The sequence below is a fragment of the Paraburkholderia phenazinium genome (assembly GCF_900141745.1).
Classification (GTDB): Bacteria; Pseudomonadota; Gammaproteobacteria; order Burkholderiales; family Burkholderiaceae; genus Paraburkholderia; species Paraburkholderia phenazinium_B.
This window is the reverse complement of record NZ_FSRM01000002.1, coordinates 3,547,413-3,562,885: the sequence shown is the minus strand read 5'-3', so window position 1 is coordinate 3,562,885 and position 15,473 is coordinate 3,547,413. Positions and strand designations below refer to the sequence as shown.

Below are 15,473 nucleotides of genomic sequence, written 5' to 3'. Positions count from 1 at the left end.
TCCACGTGGTACTTTTCAGGAGTGGCACCCACCTGGCCGGCGCTGCCGACGCATCCTCCGGCAGGCTGCTGCTCACTTCAACCTGATGATGCACCAACTTACTTTCGACGATCATGAGCTTCTCGATAGACAGCATCGACCACATCGTTCTGAATGTAGCGGATGTGGAGGCCAGTGCCGAATGGTACGTCCGCGCACTGGGCATGCAGCGTATCGATTTCGATTCGCGCACCGGTGTGCGGGTCGCCGTTCATTTCGGCTCGCATAAGATCAATCTGCGGCCGAAAGATGCGGATACGGTGGCATGGTTTACCGGCGTCGCGCCAGTAGCCGGCAGCGCCGATCTGTGTTTCGTGACGCAGGCGAATCCAGAGACGGTCAAGGCGCATTGGCTGGCACACGGTATTGAAATCGAGGCCGGCCCGGTGGCACGATCCGGTGCGCGTGGTCCGATGACCTCGGTGTATTGCCGCGACCCGGATGGCAACCTGATTGAAGTAGCCACGTATCCGTGATCGTGCTCACTTGCGCCGGCGCAACTCCTGGCCTTTCTCGGTGATGATCGAATCGAAATCGTCGACCTGCGAGAACCGGACCGCTTTAACCGCGCCGAACTTGCTCGTATCGACCACCAGATGCCGCTCCACCGCACTCGCCATGGCCGCCTGCTTGAGCGCGACCTCATGAAAATTCCAGCAGGTGACGCCGCGTGCCGGATCCACTCCGCCTGCTGAAATGAACGCCTTGTTGATGCCCATGCGGCGCAGCATCTCGATGCTTTCTTCCCCGGCGAACGAATCCGACGACGGCACATACACGCCGCCCAGCAGGATCATCCGCACGTTGGGTTTGCGCCGTAAAATCTCCGCGACGTTCAGCGAGTAGCAGACCACGGTGACGTGCCGCTCGGCAGGAATCAGCCGCGCCAGTGTGGTGAGGGTGGTGCCGCAATCGATGAAGAGCGTTTCGTTGTCGGCGATCAGCTTCGCGGCGAACGCCGAGGCCTCGGCCTTGGCTTGCGCGAAATGGTCCTTCTCCTGCTCCAGCGAATACCCGGCGGTGTTGGGTACGTCTGTCGCGCTGACGATGTAGCCGCCCAGATAAGTGAATTGCCCCGGACTTGCGGCGACGTCCCGGCGCACCGTCATTTCCGACACGCCGAGCAGTGCGGCGGCATCGCGCAGGCGCATCACGTTTTGTCTGCCCAGCGCGTCAGCGAGCGCGCGCAGGCGGTCAGTTTTCAGCATGGAAGTCCCGGGCCCTGACGCAATGGGTTCGTTATATTTTGTTCGGAATCGTGAAAGGATTATAACAAGACCGGACGCGCGCGGCGAGTAATCAGGAGTGTAATCGGACGCTTTTCGAAGGGAAAAATTCTCCGTATCAGGGCCCGACGTGACGCGTTTTCGCTTGGAGAAGCGAGTCAATGCACATATTCTGACATGCACCTTCCGGGAACTGACAGCGCATCGCCCGGTCTTTTGCTTATCTGTTCACAGGAGTCCTTTCTCATGACGCGACCCGTCGATTCCGGCGTAATCCTCATTGCACGTCTTGCCCTTGCCGTTTTGTTCCTTTGGGGCGGCGTGATGAAACTGTTGGGTTACGCGGGTTTCGTGGGCTATCTGCATTCGAAGGGCGTGCCGTTCGTGCAGATTGCTGCACCGCTTGCCACTGCGGTCGAGGCGCTCGGTGGCCTGTTTCTCGTGCTCGGCTTCAAGATTCGCCCGCTGGCGCTCATCATGGCGGTGTACACGGTAGCAACAGCCGTCCTCGGACACGATTTCTGGAATGTGACGGATGCCGTGGTGCAGCATGACATGGTGATTCACTTCTGGAAGAACATCGGCATTGCGGGTGGTTTCCTGCTGTTGTTCGTGACGGGTGCGGGCCGTATCAGTATCGACGGCGCCCGCGCGCCGCGTAGCGGTCTGGGGCGCTGAGGAATCGCGTCCCCCAAACGCGAGAGCGTGAGCAAAGCGGCGTTTATTGGTCCCGGTACGGAGGTTGCTGCTGGGATAGCTGCATCAGGACCGTTTGCGCAGGGCATGTTCCATCCAACATGCCGTTCCGATTCAGGGTGTCTTCAAGGGAGTCGACAATGATTCAAAATTTTGAGCAAACGATCGGTGGCAACGTCATGCAGTTTTGCGCGAGCCTCGGCGAAGGGCCGACGCCGCATCGTGTGATCATCAGCCTCGCCGATTCCGCGAAAACGCTGGTGGTCCTCGACGCGTCCGGTTTGATCAGCACGATCAAGGCCGAGATTGAAGAACCGGCCAAGCTGATTGCCGATGCGATCAGCAAGGTGGAAAGCGAGGGCCTGATTGCGCGCGCGCTGGAATCCGGTGAGATTCAGGAGACCTCGCTGTAGCTGTCGCGCGATAGGCGGATGGCGGGTCCACTGCTGCCTGGTTCGCCGCGACGCACAACGCCCACGCTGGGCTCAGCGTGGGCGTTGTGCTTTCAGGGGATGGATCTGAATTGTGCGCTAGCGGTGCTAACCGCGATCAATAGCTCGCAGACGACGTCCCGATGATTCCCTGCGACTATCGTTCTCCGGTTGCTGTGCATGCGGTTCCGGATGGACGAGACAGCCGAGCACGAGGGCGGCGAGCAACAGACCCGTCGAGATCGCGGTAGCGACCTGCATGCCGAACACGATATGCGCCGCGCCCGCTCCGCTCACCAGCGCGCCGAACGCGGCGACACCCACGGCACCGCCTGCCTGCCGCGCGGTATTCAATACCGCTGACGCCGTGCCGGCACGCTGCCGTTCCACCGACGCCAGCACAGCGGTCGTCATGGCCGGCACCGCGAGGCCCATGCCCGACGGAATCAGCAGGAACGGCACCAGCAGTCCGATCAGCGGCGTCGTCGCGCCCACCAGGTGCAGCAGCCCATAGCCGAGCGCAGCGGTCAGCGCACCGCAGATCATCGGCACACGCACGCCATAGCGCCCGACCACCCAGCCGCTAAGCACATTCGAAGCGAGGAATCCGCCGGTCAGCGGCAGGAACGCCAATCCAGCCTCGAGCGGCGTGTAGCCCCGCACGTGTTGCAGATACAGACTCAGCACGAACACCATGCCGTAGTACGTCAGATTCACGCAGATGCCGAACAGCACCGCAGCGCTGAAGGTGCGCTTGCGGAACAGCGAGAGCGGCAACATCGGGGTAGCCACGCGCGCTTCCACCGTCACAAACGCAATGACCGCGATCACGGCGAGGATGAAGCCGCCTGCGACCAGCGGATGGCTGAGGCCGAGCGGACGTCCTTCGATAACTGCGCCGGTAAACGCCGTTAGCGCGACGATCGCCAGTAACTGGCCGGGCAGGTCGACGCTGCGTGGCTGCGGGGCAGCCTGTGCGGTGGATTGTGCATTTCCTGGGACGGTTGTGTTCGGGACGGCGGTCGCATCCGGCCGCGGCACCCAGGCGAAGGTCGCGAACAGGCCGGCTGCACAAATCGGCAGATTGACGAGAAAGATGCTGCGCCAGCCGAAGCCCGCGATCAGCAGACCGCCGATCACCGGTCCGGCCGCAATCGAAACAGCGCCTGCCGCGGTCCACAGACCCACAGCCCGCGCCCGCAACTTTGGATCGTGTCCGCAGGCCTGGTTAAGCAGCGCGAGCGAGTTGGGCAACATCGCGGCGGCGCCGATGCCCTGCAGCGCCCGCGCTGCCACGAGCATAGTGGCGTCGAACGCGAGCCCGCAGGCGAGCGACGCGAGGGCAAAGATCACGATGCCGACGGCATACATGCGGCGCGCGCCGAGCCTGTCGCCGAGCACGCCGGCCGACAGCATCAGGACCGAAAAAGCCAGCGCGTAGGCGTCGACGATCCATTGCAGGCCCGTGACGTCCGCGTGCAGATCGCCGCCGATTTTGGCGAGCGCGATGTTGACGATAGTCACGTCGAGCTGCGTGACGACGAACCCCACGCTGACCGTCGCGACGATGCGCGAGATAGCGGGGGTGAAGGGGGCGGTGGTCGTTTTCATAAGACCCATCGTAAGCCTCAGCGGCAGCCGACGTTTCGGCGCGGCATGAAGTGTCAATGCATGGCGGAGAACGCCGGCGTCAGAACGCAGGGCTCATCTGTCGGACAATGCCGATCATTGGGTAAATTAGGATTGCTCCTATGGGCTGGCGGCCGGGCGACTAACAGAATCGCGTCCGATCCAACAGTTAAGAGTTTTTCTCATGCGTATTGCCATCCTTCAGCGCGACCCCCTGCAGAGTCAGTCGATCGAACAGATCCTGCAGCAGGCGGGGCACACCTGCGCGACCTTTGACGACGGTCTGAGCATGTCGAAGGCCCTCGCACGTTCGACCGTAGACCTGCTCGTGCTCGACTGGAACGGCATGCGTCTATCGGGTATCGACGTGCTGAAATCGGTGCGCGCCGTAGGCGGCGACCGGATGCCGGTGGTATTCGCTTCGCACGACCGCTCGGAGGCCGCCGCGGTGCGCGCCTTCGCGGCGGGTGCGGACGACTATGTGCCGTTGCCGGTGCGCCCGGCGGAATTCCGCGAGCGCATCGCGGCGCTGTTGCGGCGCGCCTACCCGGACCGCCTTAGCGTGGCGACGTTCGACGCCGGCCCGTATCACTTCGACGCGCATCGCCAGCTGGTGACGTTGCGGGGTGTGCCTGTGCAGCTGTCCGGCACGCAGTATCGTCTGGCGTCACTGTTCTTCGCCAACATCGGCCGCGTCCTGTCGCGCGACCATATCTTCGCGATGGTGTGGGGCCGCGAATTCCGCGAGTTCACGCGGACCATCGACAGCCACGTGTCGCGCCTGCGTCTGCTGCTCGAGATCGATCAGGACAACGGCTTTCGTCTGCAACCGGTCTACAAGAGCGGCTACCGGTTGCTAAGCCTGCATCAGGCCGAAGCCGAGATCGAGAAAGCCGCGGCCTGATCTGCTCAGAGCGACGGCAGCGTGGGCCGCGTTTCGAGCGAGTGGCGAACCAGCGCTTCGACCGCCTTGCGTTCGTCGCCTGCAAGCGGCAGACGCGGCGGGCGCACATGCTCCGTGCCGAGTCCCACCATCGCTTCGGCGAGCTTGATGTTCTGCACCAGCTTCGGCGAGACATCGAGGGCGAGCAGCGGCGCAAACCAGCGGTAGATCGCGCGGGCTTCGTCGACGCGGCCTGCCTTGATCAGCTTGTAAATCGCGACCGTCTCATGCGGAAACGCGCATACGAGACCCGCCACCCAGCCGTGACCGCCCATCAGGGTGGCTTCCATGGCGAGGTTGTCCACGCCGCACAGAATCGCGTAGCGATCGCCCACCGCGTTGATCAGGTCCGTGACCCGGCGCACGTCGCCGCACGATTCCTTGATGGCGACGATTTTCTTCTCGTCGGCGAGTTCGGCGAACATCTCAGGCGTGGTGTCGACGCCGTACGCGAGCGGGTTGTTATAAATCATTAGCGGCAACGCGCTAGCTTTTGCGACGCTACGGAAGTGGTGCAGCGTCTCGCGCCGGTCCGACAGATAGCGCAGACCCGGCAGCACCATATAGCCAGCCGCGCCATGTTTCGTGCCGGCTTCGGCCTGGCGGCAGGCGTCGAGCGTGCTGTTTTCGGCGATCGTCAGGAGTACCGGCACGCGGCCCCGCGAGGCGTCCACGGCGATATCGAGCACTTCGAGCTTTTCGTCGAGCGACAGGGTCGAGGCTTCGCCGAGCGAGCCGCACACGATGATGCCATCCACACCGGCCTCGATCTGCGCTTCGATATTCTTCGCCGTCCACGCACGGTCTATGCTGAAATCCGCGTGAAATTTGGTGGTGACTGCGGGTAATACACCTTCCCAGATGTGCGCCACGACGTCTCTCCTGAATGTGATGAGTTGACCGCAGTGTAAGCAGGGAAAAAGCCGCCGTCTTGCGCGATTCGCGCGTCTTCGATGACGATTTCAGCACAAGCGGTATGCGGGAATCGCTCGGCCAGGCCGTTGAATGCCCAGTGACGATGCTGTCTTACGGGGATCTGGGCGTACCGCGTCGGGACCGCGCGAGGGAGACTTCCCGGCATACGGAGCCAATGCTGTGCGGAAGCGTTCGGGCTCGCGGAACGGAAGTCCGGGGCGACCGTCGCCAAGGCGGACGAGCCACGCCGATCACTATGCTGAAATCGTCACAATCCGCGCATAATGACACCAAGACTGGCCGTGCCGGCATTTCTAAGATTGCAGCATGAAAACCTTGAACGTGATTGATTCGCACACCGGCGGTGAACCGACCCGCCTGGTTGTGTCCGGTGGCCCGGATCTCGGTAACGGGACGCTGGCCGAGCGGCTCGACGTGTTTCGCACGCGTTTCGACGACTGGCGCGCCGGCATCGTCACGGAACCGCGCGGCTCGGACGTCGTCGTCGGCGCGCTGCTGTGCGAGCCGGATGCCGCCGATTGCGCGGCCGGCGTGATCTTCTTCAATAACGTCGGCTACCTCGGCATGTGCGGACACGGCACGATCGGACTCGTCGTGTCGCTGGCGCATATGGGCCGCATCGGCGCGGGGCAGCACCGCATCGAGACGCCGGTCGGCATCGTCGAGGCCACGCTCAATGGCGATGGCAGCGTCGCGGTGCGCAACGTGCCGTCTTATCGTTACCGTCAGGCGGTGAGCGTCGACGTTCCCGGTCACGGCGTGTTGACCGGCGATATCGCGTGGGGCGGCAACTGGTTTTTCCTCATCGCCGAGCATGGTCATACGCTCGAGGCGCGCCATATTCCCGAGTTGACGGCATTCAGTTCGGCAATCCGCGACGCGCTGATCGCCCAGCACATCACGGGTGCGGACGGCGCCCTGATCGACCATATCGAACTGTTCGGACCCGGCTCGCGCGACGGTCTCGACAGCCGCAGCTTCGTGCTGTGTCCTGGCAACGCTTACGACCGCTCGCCGTGCGGCACCGGCACGAGCGCCAAAGTGGCCTGTCTCGCCGCTGACGGCAAGCTCGCCGAGGGAGCGGTGTGGCGTCAGGAAAGCATTATCGGCAGCGTCTTCGAAGCGACGTATCAAGGGAGCGGCGACGGCAAGACGGTGATGCCGACCATCACGGGTCATGCGCACATCATGGCGGAAGGGCGTTTGTGTTTCGATGAGCGCGATCCGTTTGCCTGGGGTCTGCGCGCGGCATGACGGCGGATGCGCTCATCGTCGGTGCGGGGATTATCGGCGCGGCATGCGCGGCGGAACTCGCCGCGCGCGGCATGCAGGTCGAGGTGCTCGATACGCATGGCATCGGTGGTGGTGCAACGGCTGCCGGGATGGGCCACATTGTCGTGATGAACGACTCCCCCGCGGAATTTGCTTTAAGCGCGTATTCGCGCGACTTGTGGCTCGAACTTGCGCCGCAACTGCGAACACGTGACGCGTTTTCGCGCTGCGGCACGCTGTGGGTCGCGACCGACGACGAGGAATGGCAAGCCGCGGGCGCGATGCACGATACGTTTGTCGCGCAAGGCGTCGCCGCACAACTGCTCGACAGCGCCGCGTTGCGTGCCTGCGAACCCGCGCTCGCAACTGGCATGGCGGGCGGCCTGCGGATCGAACACGACAGCATCGTCTACGCGCCGACCGCGGCCGAGTGGTTGCTCACGCAATCGCCTGCGGCGGCGAATATTCGCGTGAGACTGGCAACGGAAGTGACAGCCGTCGACGCGCATGGCGTGATCCTCGCGAACGGCGAACGCAAGCAGGCGGCCTATGTGATCGTGGCTAACGGCACGGGCGCGCAGAAGCTGGTGCCGTCGCTGCCGCTGCAGCCGAAGAAGGGTCATCTGCTGATCACGGACCGCTACCCCGGTTTGATCCGGCATCAACTGCTCGAACTCGGATACATCAAAAGCGCCCATCACGCGGTGGGCACCTCTGTGGCGTTCAACGCGCAGCCGCGGCCGACGGGCCAACTGCTGATCGGCTCGTCGCGCCAGTTCGACACGACCGATCCCGCTGTCGAAATGCCCGTGCTCGCGCAGATGTTGCAGCGCGCGGCGCGTTATCTGCCGGCGTTGCCATCGCTCAACGGGATTCGTGCGTGGACGGGGTTTCGGGCCGCGACGCCGGATGGCTTGCCGTTGATCGGCCGCATGGGGCGGATGAGCCGGATGAGCGATGCTGCAGCAGATCTATGGGTGGCGGTGGGGCACGAAGGTCTTGGCGTCACCACATCTCTTGCGACGGCGAAACTGCTTGCATCGCAGATCACGGGAGATGCCACGCCGATCCCATGTGAGCCGTATTTGCCGCAACGTTTCGCGCAGAGCGTGTGTCATGTCTAGCCGGGGCATCAAAGCGTGCATTCGCGTGACGATCGACTCTCGCACGATCGAGGTCGAAGCCGGAACGACGGTCGTGGCGGCGCTCGCGATTGCAGGCTTGCGTGGCACGCGCACTTCGGTGGCTGGCCAGCCTCGTGCTGCCTTGTGCGGCATGGGCGTGTGCCAGGAATGCCGCGTCACCATCGACGGCCGCGCGCATGTGCTCGCGTGCCAGACGCTTTGTCGCGACGGCCAGATCATTCACACGACGGGGCCATTGTGAGCGTGGATCAGCACTACGACGTCGTCGTCGCGGGCGCCGGTCCGGCCGGGCTGAATGCGGCGCGAGCCGCAGCGCAGAAGGGCGCGCGCGTGGCGGTGTTCGACGACAATCCGTGCGTCGGCGGTCAGGTCTGGCGGCAAGGGCCGGGCCACGCCCCGCAGGCGCCATTGAGCGAAGTCGACGCGGCCTTGCGCAAGCATCCGAACGTCACCGTGTGGTCATCCTCGCGTGTCGTTGCTCCGTTGGGGCCACGTGCGCTGCTGCTCGAATCGGCCGGGCACGGTGGCGTATGCGTCAGCTACGACCAACTGATCCTCGCAACCGGTGCGCGTGAGCGGCTGCTGCCGTTCGCCGGCTGGACGCTGCCAGGCGTGACCGGCGCGGGCGCGTTGCAGGCGTTGATCAAAGGCGGCACGCCGGTACGCGGCGAGCGCGTCGTGATCGCCGGCAGCGGCCCATTGCTGCTCGCCGCGCTCGCCACCGCTCGCGCGGCGGGCGCCCACGTGGTGGCGGTGGTCGAACAGGCACCGGCGCTCGCGCTGGCGCGCTTCGTCGCCTCGCTCGCGGCCACGCCTTCGAAGTTGCTGCAGGCCGCGCAGCTCACACGTGGAGGAGCAGGGTTGCCCTACTGGACCAGCAGCGTAGTGCGCGAAGCGCGCGGCGCAGGACGAGTGGAGCAGGCGACGATCGTGCGCGGCACCCGCGAAGTCACGCTCGCCTGCGACCGTATTGCATGCGGCTATGGTCTGGTGCCAAACGTGACGCTCGCCCAGGCGCTCGGTTGTGCGCTCGATGAACACGGCGCGATTCGCGTCGACGACATGCAGCGCACCTCAGTGGAAGGCGTCCTCGCTGCGGGCGAATGCACGGGGATTGGCGGCATGGAACTGGCGCGGGTCGAAGGCGCGCTGGCAGGATGCATTGCGAGCGGCGATGCCACGCTGGACCTGCGCGCACTGCGCGCGCAACGCCAGCGTTGGCAACGTTTCGCGCAGCGAGTAGAAACGACCTTCGCCTTAGGCGACGCAGCCCGCGCGCTCCCTGCTGACGAGACCATACTCTGCCGCTGTGAAGACGTGACGCTCGGCGAAGTGCGCGTGCATCGCGACTGGCGCGACGCCAAGCTGCACACCCGCTGTGGAATGGGCGCGTGTCAGGGGCGTATCTGCGGCACGGCCGCCAGCACGTATTTCGGCTGGCAGACAGCGCAGCCGCGTCCGCCATTTCATCCGGCGCAGATCGGCACGCTCATCAAGGCCGCCGATTGGGTCGCATCGCCCTCGTCGACCCCCTGATTTTTTCGCCCCATCGCGCGGACCTATAATCGAGCGCACAAGATCACGCACCGGATGCACGGGATACGCAAGATGAACACGCTGGCTCACCCGCTCGACCCGCCCGACGCCACGTTGACCGGCATGCTCTCGCATTTCACGCTGCTCGAACCGGTCTTCGATGCGATGCCGGACGTCGTGTTTTTCGTCAAGGACGTCCAGGCGCGCTATGCGCTGGTGAACCGCACGCTGGCTTCGCGCTGCGGCTACAAGGACAAGGCGGCGCTGCTCGGCAGGACCGCCGAGGACGTCTTCCCGCGCCGCTTCGGGCGCATCTACACGGCGCAGGACATCGCGATCATCAATGTCGGCAACCAGATGGTCGATCAGCTGGAACTGCATCTGTACCCCGGACGGCAACCGGGCTGGTGCCTGACCTGCAAGCAGCCGTTGCGCGATCCGGCGGGGCAGGTGGTGGGGCTGGCGGGCATTTCGCGCGATCTGAAAGCGGACGAGGGCAGTCATCCCGCGTACAGCCGGCTCGCCGCGGTCGTGCAGTACATTCAGGACAATTATGTGCAGCCGCTGAACCTGAAGCAGCTCGCGGCCATGGCGGATATGTCGGTAGCGCAGCTCGAACGCTACTTTCACAAGGTCTTTCATCTGACGCCGCGCCAGGTGCTGCTGAAAACGCGGCTGGATGCGGCCACTGCGCTCCTGGTGTCGCACGACAAGGTCACGGATGTGGCCGCCCTGTGCGGCTATACCGATCACAGCGCGTTCACGCGGCAGTTCAAGGCGACCGTCGGCATTACACCGACCGAGTACCGCATGCTGCTGCACGGGACCACCTCTAGCTGAGCGTTCGCGTCGCAATGGCCCGTCGCCGTCCGAGTCATCACTATTACGTCTACGTGGTCGTACTGGAAGACACCGTCTGGAACGAGGCGCGCTTTCGCCGTGCGAATCCGGACTACCGGTTCGACAAGCCTTGCGTGTATGTGGGAATGACGGGGCTGGACCCGGACCTGCGCTTCGACCGGCACAAGGCGGATATCCAGGCGAATCGCTATGTGCGCGATTACGGCCTGCGGCTACTGCCAGAGCTGTATGAAGTATTCAATCCGATGCCCTACGACGGCGCGCGCGACATGGAAGTGGAACTGGCGATCGGCCTGCGTGAAGCGGGCTACGCGGTATGGCAGGCGTGAAAACTGCCAATAGTCAAACGAATGGCACGACGAGTAACGGAAACGTTACCGGCTCTATTGCGCGGCCAGACAATCCGCCAAATTAACGGATGCCGAGTCCACGCAAGACTGCATTGCCTTCCGGCGTCAGACGAATGTGCGGTGCACCGGCTTCGGTAGCGACCGTTTCGACGAGCCCCGCCTCATGCAGCATCGGAATCTCGGGTTTCGCGGATGCATCGATCGGCGCATGCAGCAACAGCAACAGCGTAGCGAGTTCATGGTGACTCAACAGGCGGCGCAGCATGGTCCGCTTGGCCGGCACCGCCGGGTCGCTTACGTCGCGATTTGTTTTGTTCAGGTTCAAGATATCCACCTCCAGCTTTTCATTGTCCGGTGGATCATGGGGCCCAAGTCTTAAACGATTCTTAAGACTCGAGCCTCATTCGGTAGGAATGTGTTGCATTCGATGTCGCGTCGATTACCGGCACTTACGTCACAGGAATGTCACGGAGCGCAGGTTTTGCTCGCGCCTTCGATCCACAGGTTGCTGGCGTGACGTTTGCCCGCGTAAAAGCGGTAGGTGGTAGCGCCGTTGTCGGCGCGGATCTTGACGACGTTCGAGTCGCCGAAATCGAGCATTTGCCCTTCGGGCAACGGCGTGGTCTTGAACGTCGCGTTGTGTTTGGCGGCTTCCTGCGTCATGCACGCCACCACGTCGCTTACGGGGCGCTGCGTGTTGCCGTCGATCACGGGCTCGCCCGAATCCGGATTCTGGAAATAGGCACACGCGCTGAGCAGCAGGGGAACGGACAGGACTACGGCAAACTTCTTCATAGGTCTCCAGGGGTATCGGTCCTCGCGGCCTGCGGGGCGGCGCCGGACGGGCGTCGGCCGCGGATAGCGCGCCGCGTCAGGTGGCGGATGGCGGATCAAACGCCATTATATCGGCGCAAAAAGCGTGCCCCTCGGAAGACGCGGACGCCGGGGGAACCTTGCGAAACCCTGAACGCATGTAAAGCCTAAGTAAAGCATCCGTAAAACGCGTTCAAGCTCACGCATGGCCGACCCCGCGCGCGGCACAAACCTGCCCAGCCGTCTTTTAAAAGAGGATCGCGATACCGAACATGCCGACGAACTGCGCGTTCGTCGACGACGGCGTCGAGTTCTGCGAGTCGCCGACCGCCGGCGTCGCCTCGACGATGTTGCCCGCTCCCTTCGAACCGAGCGTCTCGCCGCTAGCTCGCTGATAGGCCTGCACTGCGTACAGCGAGGTGCGCTTCGACAGGTGATAAGTCTGCTTGAGCGAATACTGCTGATAGCGCGCGGCGCTGGTGATGCTGTTGGCTTGCGATGCCAGCGTGTACGAGAATGCGCCGGCCACGTCGAAGTCCGGTGCGAAGCGGTAGGTGGCCAGTGCGGCGTAGGTATTGAAGATCGCGGTGTCGTGGAAGATGGAACGGCCGCCCGCTACGTATTGCACGTTGGTGTACGTGAGACCCATCATCAGGTTGCCGATCGTATAGTCGGCTGCCGCTGCGATGTGCTGGAGCGCCTTCGCCGACACGTAACCGGTGTTGAGCGACGAGGTGCCGAAACTGCCTGTCGAAGCCGCATCGAAGCCGGTGGTCTCTTGCGCGTTGTCCATGCGCAGATAGCCCGCGGCGAGATTGACTGGGCCGGTGGTGTAGCGCACGCCGGCGCTGATCGTCTCGCCCTTGCCGGTGCTGCCGGCAATACCGCCCAGCGCGTACATGCCGCTCGCTTGCAGGCCGTTCCAGTTCGGTGTGGTGTAGATCAGCGAATTGTTGATGCGGATCGTCGTGTCGAGTCCGTCGATATCGCCCGGATGCGCGCCGGTCGCGCCGGTCAGCCAGTTGGAAGAAGCGAGCGGTCCCACGAACTGGTAATACGTCGTATATTGCCGACCCACGGTGAACGTGCCGTACATCGGGTTTTGCATGCCGATATACGCCTGGCGGTTGAAGATCTGCGTGGACGACGACAGGGCACCGGTATTCGGATCGAAACCGTTCTGCAGATCGAAGACGACGGTGGTGCCGCCGCCAATGTCCTCGACACCGCGCAGACCCCATTTCGACGCATACAGGTTGCCCTGGCGCAGATAGACGTTCGACGCGCCCTTCTGGTTGTTGGCATAGACAATTGCGTCGTCCACTGCGCCGTACAGCGTGACGCTGCTTTGCGCGAAAGCCGGACTGGCGAGGAGGGTTGCGCTGGCCGTAAAGGCGAGTTTGGTGAGTGTGCTACGGGACTGCTTCATCGACTGTGTCTCCTTCGTTGTGAGAAAAGATCGCCAAGGTAAAGCGTTGATTTTTTGTACGTGGCCTGTCGCGGCCCGTAACTGACCGAACACTGCTTCGGTGCTCGGGTACATCTTTCTAAAAATGCCAGGGTCTGGTTGAACGCCCCTCGGGGCGCTGCCTGGTTGATCTACTGCTTGCGGTGCTGTGCCTGTGCAGCCAGACGGACCGCGGCGTTCCCAGCGCCGTAGCCGTCGTAGCCGCCGCGTCGTTCGACGATTTCGAGGAAGAAGCGTTGATCGAGTTGTGCGGTGTAGGTGTGGAAGAACTCGCCGCCGCGTTCGTCGCGGTCGTAGAGAATGTTGCGGGCGCGCAGGGCTTCGATCGTCTCGTCCGGCAGCGCGTAGCGAGCGGCGAGATCGTCGTAGTAGTTGCGCGGGATTCGCAGGATCGGCAGACCGGCTTCGACGAATCGAGGAATCGCCGAGAAGATGTCGTCTGTGCGGAACGCCACGTGATTCAGGCCGGAGCCGCGGTAGGCGTGCAACGCCTCCGCCACGGCCGTATGCCGATCCACTGAAGCGTTCAGCGCGATGCGCACCGAGCCGTCGCGGCTGCGTAACGCCCGGCTGCGCACGAGGCCGTACGGATCGGGCACCAGCCAGCTCGGCTCCGCCTCGAAGCCGAAGGCCGTGCGGAAGAACAGCACCCACGTATCGAGTGAGTCCGCGGGCAGCGACAGCACGACGTGGTCGATGTCTGTCAGAAGCGCAGGTTCGGCAATATTGCCGCTTTTGTCCAACAGGAAATCGGCTTCGAACAGGGTGGGTTCGTCGGGCGTTTCGTCGACGAAGTAGTTGAGGCTGCCATCCGGCGCGCGCACGGCGGGCAGCACGCGCTCGTTCGGTCCGACCTGGCCCGAGAACGGCGCATATCCAAACCCGGCCGCGCGCTCGAACGCGAGTCTCGCGTCGTCGACGCGCAGCGCCGACGCGCACAACGACAGTCCGTGTTGCTGAAAGAACGCGCTGGCGAACGAATCGGCCTCGGCGTTCAGCACGATCGAAGCGGCGCCGTGCTGATACAACGTGACGTCCTTGGAGCGATGCCGTCCGGCATTGCGGAAACCGAGTTTGCCGAGCCAGTCGGCGAGATGCGTGCGTGCCGCGTCGTCCACTGCGAATTCGAGGAACTGAAAACCGATGTGAGCAGGGGCAGGAGACGGTTGATAGAGCTGTTCGGTCCGCTGCTTGCTGTGGCCCTGCTGATCCAGCTTCGCACGCGTCTGCTCCTCGAGAAACAGCAACGAACGATGCCCGTCCGCTGCGGTCGCTGCCGTGGGTGCTGCGCGAAATCCATCGTTGAAAATCTCGAGCGAAAGCGGCCCCTGGTAGCCGGTTTCGACCACACGCGCAGTAAACCCCGCAACATCAAAATCGCCCTGGCCCGGAAAGCAGCGATAGTGGCGGCTCCATTCGAGCACATCCATCGCCAGCCTGGGCGCATCGGCGATCTGCACGAAGGTGATGCGCTCGCCTGGAATGGCCGCAATCTCGTCCACCGGATCGTCGATCGACAGCGTATGGAAGCTGTCGAGCACGATGCCGAGATTCGGATGACCGACGGCATCCACGAGCCGCCACGCATGCCGGTACGAATTCACATGACGCCCCCAGGCGAGCGCCTCGTAACCGGCAATCACATCCGCCTGCTCCGCCGCCAGCGCAAGCGCGCCCAGCTGATCGACGATCAGCGCGTCGTCGCGCAGCGTATCCGCCTGCACATTGCTGCAGACCAGAATGCGGTCGGTGCCCAGTTCATGCATCAGATCGAACTTGCGCTTCACGCGATCGAGATTGCGCGCGAGCCGCTCGGCGCTCACGCCCTCGAAATCGCGAAACGGCTGGAACAGCATGATTTTCAGACCGAGATCGGCGGCGATGCGGCGCACGTCGGCGGGCGAGCCGTCGAAATAGAGCAGGTCGTTCTCGAAGATCTCGACGCCGTCGAAGCCCGCCGCCTGAATCGCGGTCAGCTTCTCTACCAGTGTTCCACTAATCGAAACGGTGGCGATCGAAGTTTGCATCAACGGCTCCTGCAAGCGAGAAATGGACCAATCCGTTACCTATGAGTATCGACTCAAGGGGCGCTATCCGCCACATTAGCTGGATTTTTCGTGATTCTATA

Annotated in this window: 17 protein-coding genes; 10 read left to right on the top strand and 7 right to left on the bottom strand. The window is 63.4% G+C overall.

From position 1 onward, the window contains the following. Positions 1–113 precede the first annotated feature (113 nt). The gene (locus BUS06_RS35835; RefSeq protein ID WP_074268974.1) at positions 114–515 is read left to right on the top strand and encodes a VOC family protein; all 402 of its coding nucleotides are present in this window, start codon (positions 114–116) and stop codon (positions 513–515) included. Positions 516–521: 6 nt separating this feature from the next. On the opposite strand, the gene BUS06_RS35830 is transcribed toward BUS06_RS35835, so the two are convergent. Next, the gene (locus tag BUS06_RS35830) at positions 522–1,247 is read right to left on the bottom strand and encodes a DeoR/GlpR family DNA-binding transcription regulator (RefSeq protein ID WP_074268973.1); all 726 of its coding nucleotides are present in this window, start codon (positions 1,245–1,247) and stop codon (positions 522–524) included. A 264-nt stretch (positions 1,248–1,511) separates the two neighbouring features. On the opposite strand from BUS06_RS35830, the gene BUS06_RS35825 reads away from it, so the two are divergent. Both BUS06_RS35825 and BUS06_RS35820 read left to right on the top strand, forming a co-directional pair. Next, on the top strand, positions 1,512–1,943 hold the full coding sequence (locus BUS06_RS35825; RefSeq protein WP_074268972.1) for a DoxX family protein: 432 nt from the start codon (positions 1,512–1,514) through the stop codon (positions 1,941–1,943). A 158-nt stretch (positions 1,944–2,101) separates the two neighbouring features. Further along, a complete protein-coding gene (locus BUS06_RS35820) occupies positions 2,102–2,374 on the top strand; it encodes a hypothetical protein (protein WP_074268971.1) in 273 nt (90 codons plus the stop codon). 126 nt (positions 2,375–2,500) lie between these two features. On the opposite strand, the gene BUS06_RS35815 is transcribed toward BUS06_RS35820, so the two are convergent. Beyond that, positions 2,501–4,003, bottom strand: a complete 1,503-nt coding sequence (locus BUS06_RS35815) for an MFS transporter (RefSeq protein WP_143787709.1) — start codon at positions 4,001–4,003, stop codon at positions 2,501–2,503. A gap of 202 nt (positions 4,004–4,205) precedes the next feature. Here BUS06_RS35815 and BUS06_RS35810 point away from each other — a divergent pair, with 202 nt between their 5' ends. After that, positions 4,206–4,925, top strand: a complete 720-nt coding sequence (locus tag BUS06_RS35810; protein WP_074268969.1) for a response regulator transcription factor — start codon at positions 4,206–4,208, stop codon at positions 4,923–4,925. Positions 4,926–4,930: 5 nt separating this feature from the next. Here BUS06_RS35810 and BUS06_RS35805 read toward each other — a convergent pair whose 3' ends face one another. Continuing rightward, positions 4,931–5,836 (bottom strand): dihydrodipicolinate synthase family protein, encoded by a 906-nt coding sequence (locus BUS06_RS35805; protein ID WP_074268968.1) that lies wholly within the window; start codon positions 5,834–5,836, stop codon positions 4,931–4,933. 370 nt (positions 5,837–6,206) lie between these two features. Between BUS06_RS35805 and BUS06_RS35800 the strand changes: the two genes are divergently transcribed. The 6 genes from BUS06_RS35800 to BUS06_RS35775 all read left to right on the top strand — a co-directional run bounded on the left by BUS06_RS35800 (position 6,207) and on the right by BUS06_RS35775 (position 11,043). Continuing rightward, a complete protein-coding gene (locus tag BUS06_RS35800; protein ID WP_074268967.1) occupies positions 6,207–7,154 on the top strand; it encodes a 4-hydroxyproline epimerase in 948 nt (315 codons plus the stop codon). Beyond that, on the top strand, positions 7,151–8,296 hold the full coding sequence (locus BUS06_RS35795) for an NAD(P)/FAD-dependent oxidoreductase (RefSeq protein ID WP_074268966.1): 1,146 nt from the start codon (positions 7,151–7,153) through the stop codon (positions 8,294–8,296). The genes BUS06_RS35800 and BUS06_RS35795 overlap by 4 nt, the downstream gene beginning before the upstream one ends. Then, a complete protein-coding gene (locus BUS06_RS35790; RefSeq protein ID WP_074268965.1) occupies positions 8,289–8,558 on the top strand; it encodes a (2Fe-2S)-binding protein in 270 nt (89 codons plus the stop codon). The genes BUS06_RS35795 and BUS06_RS35790 overlap by 8 nt, the downstream gene beginning before the upstream one ends. A 2-nt stretch (positions 8,559–8,560) precedes the next feature. Next, complete coding sequence (locus tag BUS06_RS35785) at positions 8,561–9,853, top strand: FAD-dependent oxidoreductase (protein WP_074269505.1); 1,293 nt, start codon at positions 8,561–8,563, stop codon at positions 9,851–9,853. Between the two features lie 72 nt (positions 9,854–9,925). After that, positions 9,926–10,693, top strand: coding sequence for an AraC family transcriptional regulator (locus BUS06_RS35780; protein ID WP_074268964.1), 768 nt, complete (start codon positions 9,926–9,928; stop codon positions 10,691–10,693). Between the two features lie 14 nt (positions 10,694–10,707). Then, a complete protein-coding gene (locus BUS06_RS35775; RefSeq protein ID WP_074268963.1) occupies positions 10,708–11,043 on the top strand; it encodes a hypothetical protein in 336 nt (111 codons plus the stop codon). 82 nt (positions 11,044–11,125) lie between these two features. Here BUS06_RS35775 and BUS06_RS35770 read toward each other — a convergent pair whose 3' ends face one another. The 4 genes from BUS06_RS35770 to BUS06_RS35755 form a co-directional block, all read right to left on the bottom strand. After that, entirely contained in the window at positions 11,126–11,329 is a 204-nt protein-coding gene (locus BUS06_RS35770) for a hypothetical protein (protein ID WP_143787772.1), read from the bottom strand. A 200-nt stretch (positions 11,330–11,529) separates the two neighbouring features. Then, complete coding sequence (locus BUS06_RS35765; protein ID WP_074268962.1) at positions 11,530–11,859, bottom strand: hypothetical protein; 330 nt, start codon at positions 11,857–11,859, stop codon at positions 11,530–11,532. 265 nt (positions 11,860–12,124) lie between these two features. After that, positions 12,125–13,306, bottom strand: coding sequence for a porin (locus BUS06_RS35760; RefSeq protein WP_074268961.1), 1,182 nt, complete (start codon positions 13,304–13,306; stop codon positions 12,125–12,127). A 170-nt stretch (positions 13,307–13,476) separates the two neighbouring features. Beyond that, on the bottom strand, positions 13,477–15,372 hold the full coding sequence (locus BUS06_RS35755) for a bifunctional sugar phosphate isomerase/epimerase/4-hydroxyphenylpyruvate dioxygenase family protein (RefSeq protein WP_074268960.1): 1,896 nt from the start codon (positions 15,370–15,372) through the stop codon (positions 13,477–13,479). Between the last annotated feature and the right edge of the window lie 101 nt (positions 15,373–15,473).

What these genes read in the sequence shown, in the direction of transcription:
- BUS06_RS35815 (WP_143787709.1), bottom strand. Translation starts at nt 4,003, where the DNA reads ATGAAAACGACCACCGCCCCCTTCACCCCCGCTATCTCGCGCATCGTC.
- BUS06_RS35760 (WP_074268961.1), bottom strand. Translation starts at nt 13,306, where the DNA reads ATGAAGCAGTCCCGTAGCACACTCACCAAACTCGCCTTTACGGCCAGC.
- BUS06_RS35765 (WP_074268962.1), bottom strand. Translation starts at nt 11,859, where the DNA reads ATGAAGAAGTTTGCCGTAGTCCTGTCCGTTCCCCTGCTGCTCAGCGCG.
- BUS06_RS35780 (WP_074268964.1), top strand. Translation starts at nt 9,926, where the DNA reads ATGAACACGCTGGCTCACCCGCTCGACCCGCCCGACGCCACGTTGACC.
- BUS06_RS35755 (WP_074268960.1), bottom strand. Translation starts at nt 15,372, where the DNA reads ATGCAAACTTCGATCGCCACCGTTTCGATTAGTGGAACACTGGTAGAG.
- BUS06_RS35795 (WP_074268966.1), top strand. Translation starts at nt 7,151, where the DNA reads ATGACGGCGGATGCGCTCATCGTCGGTGCGGGGATTATCGGCGCGGCA.
- BUS06_RS35770 (WP_143787772.1), bottom strand. Translation starts at nt 11,329, where the DNA reads ATGCTGCGCCGCCTGTTGAGTCACCATGAACTCGCTACGCTGTTGCTG.
- BUS06_RS35820 (WP_074268971.1), top strand. Translation starts at nt 2,102, where the DNA reads ATGATTCAAAATTTTGAGCAAACGATCGGTGGCAACGTCATGCAGTTT.
- BUS06_RS35800 (WP_074268967.1), top strand. Translation starts at nt 6,207, where the DNA reads ATGAAAACCTTGAACGTGATTGATTCGCACACCGGCGGTGAACCGACC.
- BUS06_RS35810 (WP_074268969.1), top strand. Translation starts at nt 4,206, where the DNA reads ATGCGTATTGCCATCCTTCAGCGCGACCCCCTGCAGAGTCAGTCGATC.
- BUS06_RS35830 (WP_074268973.1), bottom strand. Translation starts at nt 1,247, where the DNA reads ATGCTGAAAACTGACCGCCTGCGCGCGCTCGCTGACGCGCTGGGCAGA.
- BUS06_RS35775 (WP_074268963.1), top strand. Translation starts at nt 10,708, where the DNA reads ATGGCCCGTCGCCGTCCGAGTCATCACTATTACGTCTACGTGGTCGTA.
- BUS06_RS35790 (WP_074268965.1), top strand. Translation starts at nt 8,289, where the DNA reads ATGTCTAGCCGGGGCATCAAAGCGTGCATTCGCGTGACGATCGACTCT.
- BUS06_RS35825 (WP_074268972.1), top strand. Translation starts at nt 1,512, where the DNA reads ATGACGCGACCCGTCGATTCCGGCGTAATCCTCATTGCACGTCTTGCC.
- BUS06_RS35835 (WP_074268974.1), top strand. Translation starts at nt 114, where the DNA reads ATGAGCTTCTCGATAGACAGCATCGACCACATCGTTCTGAATGTAGCG.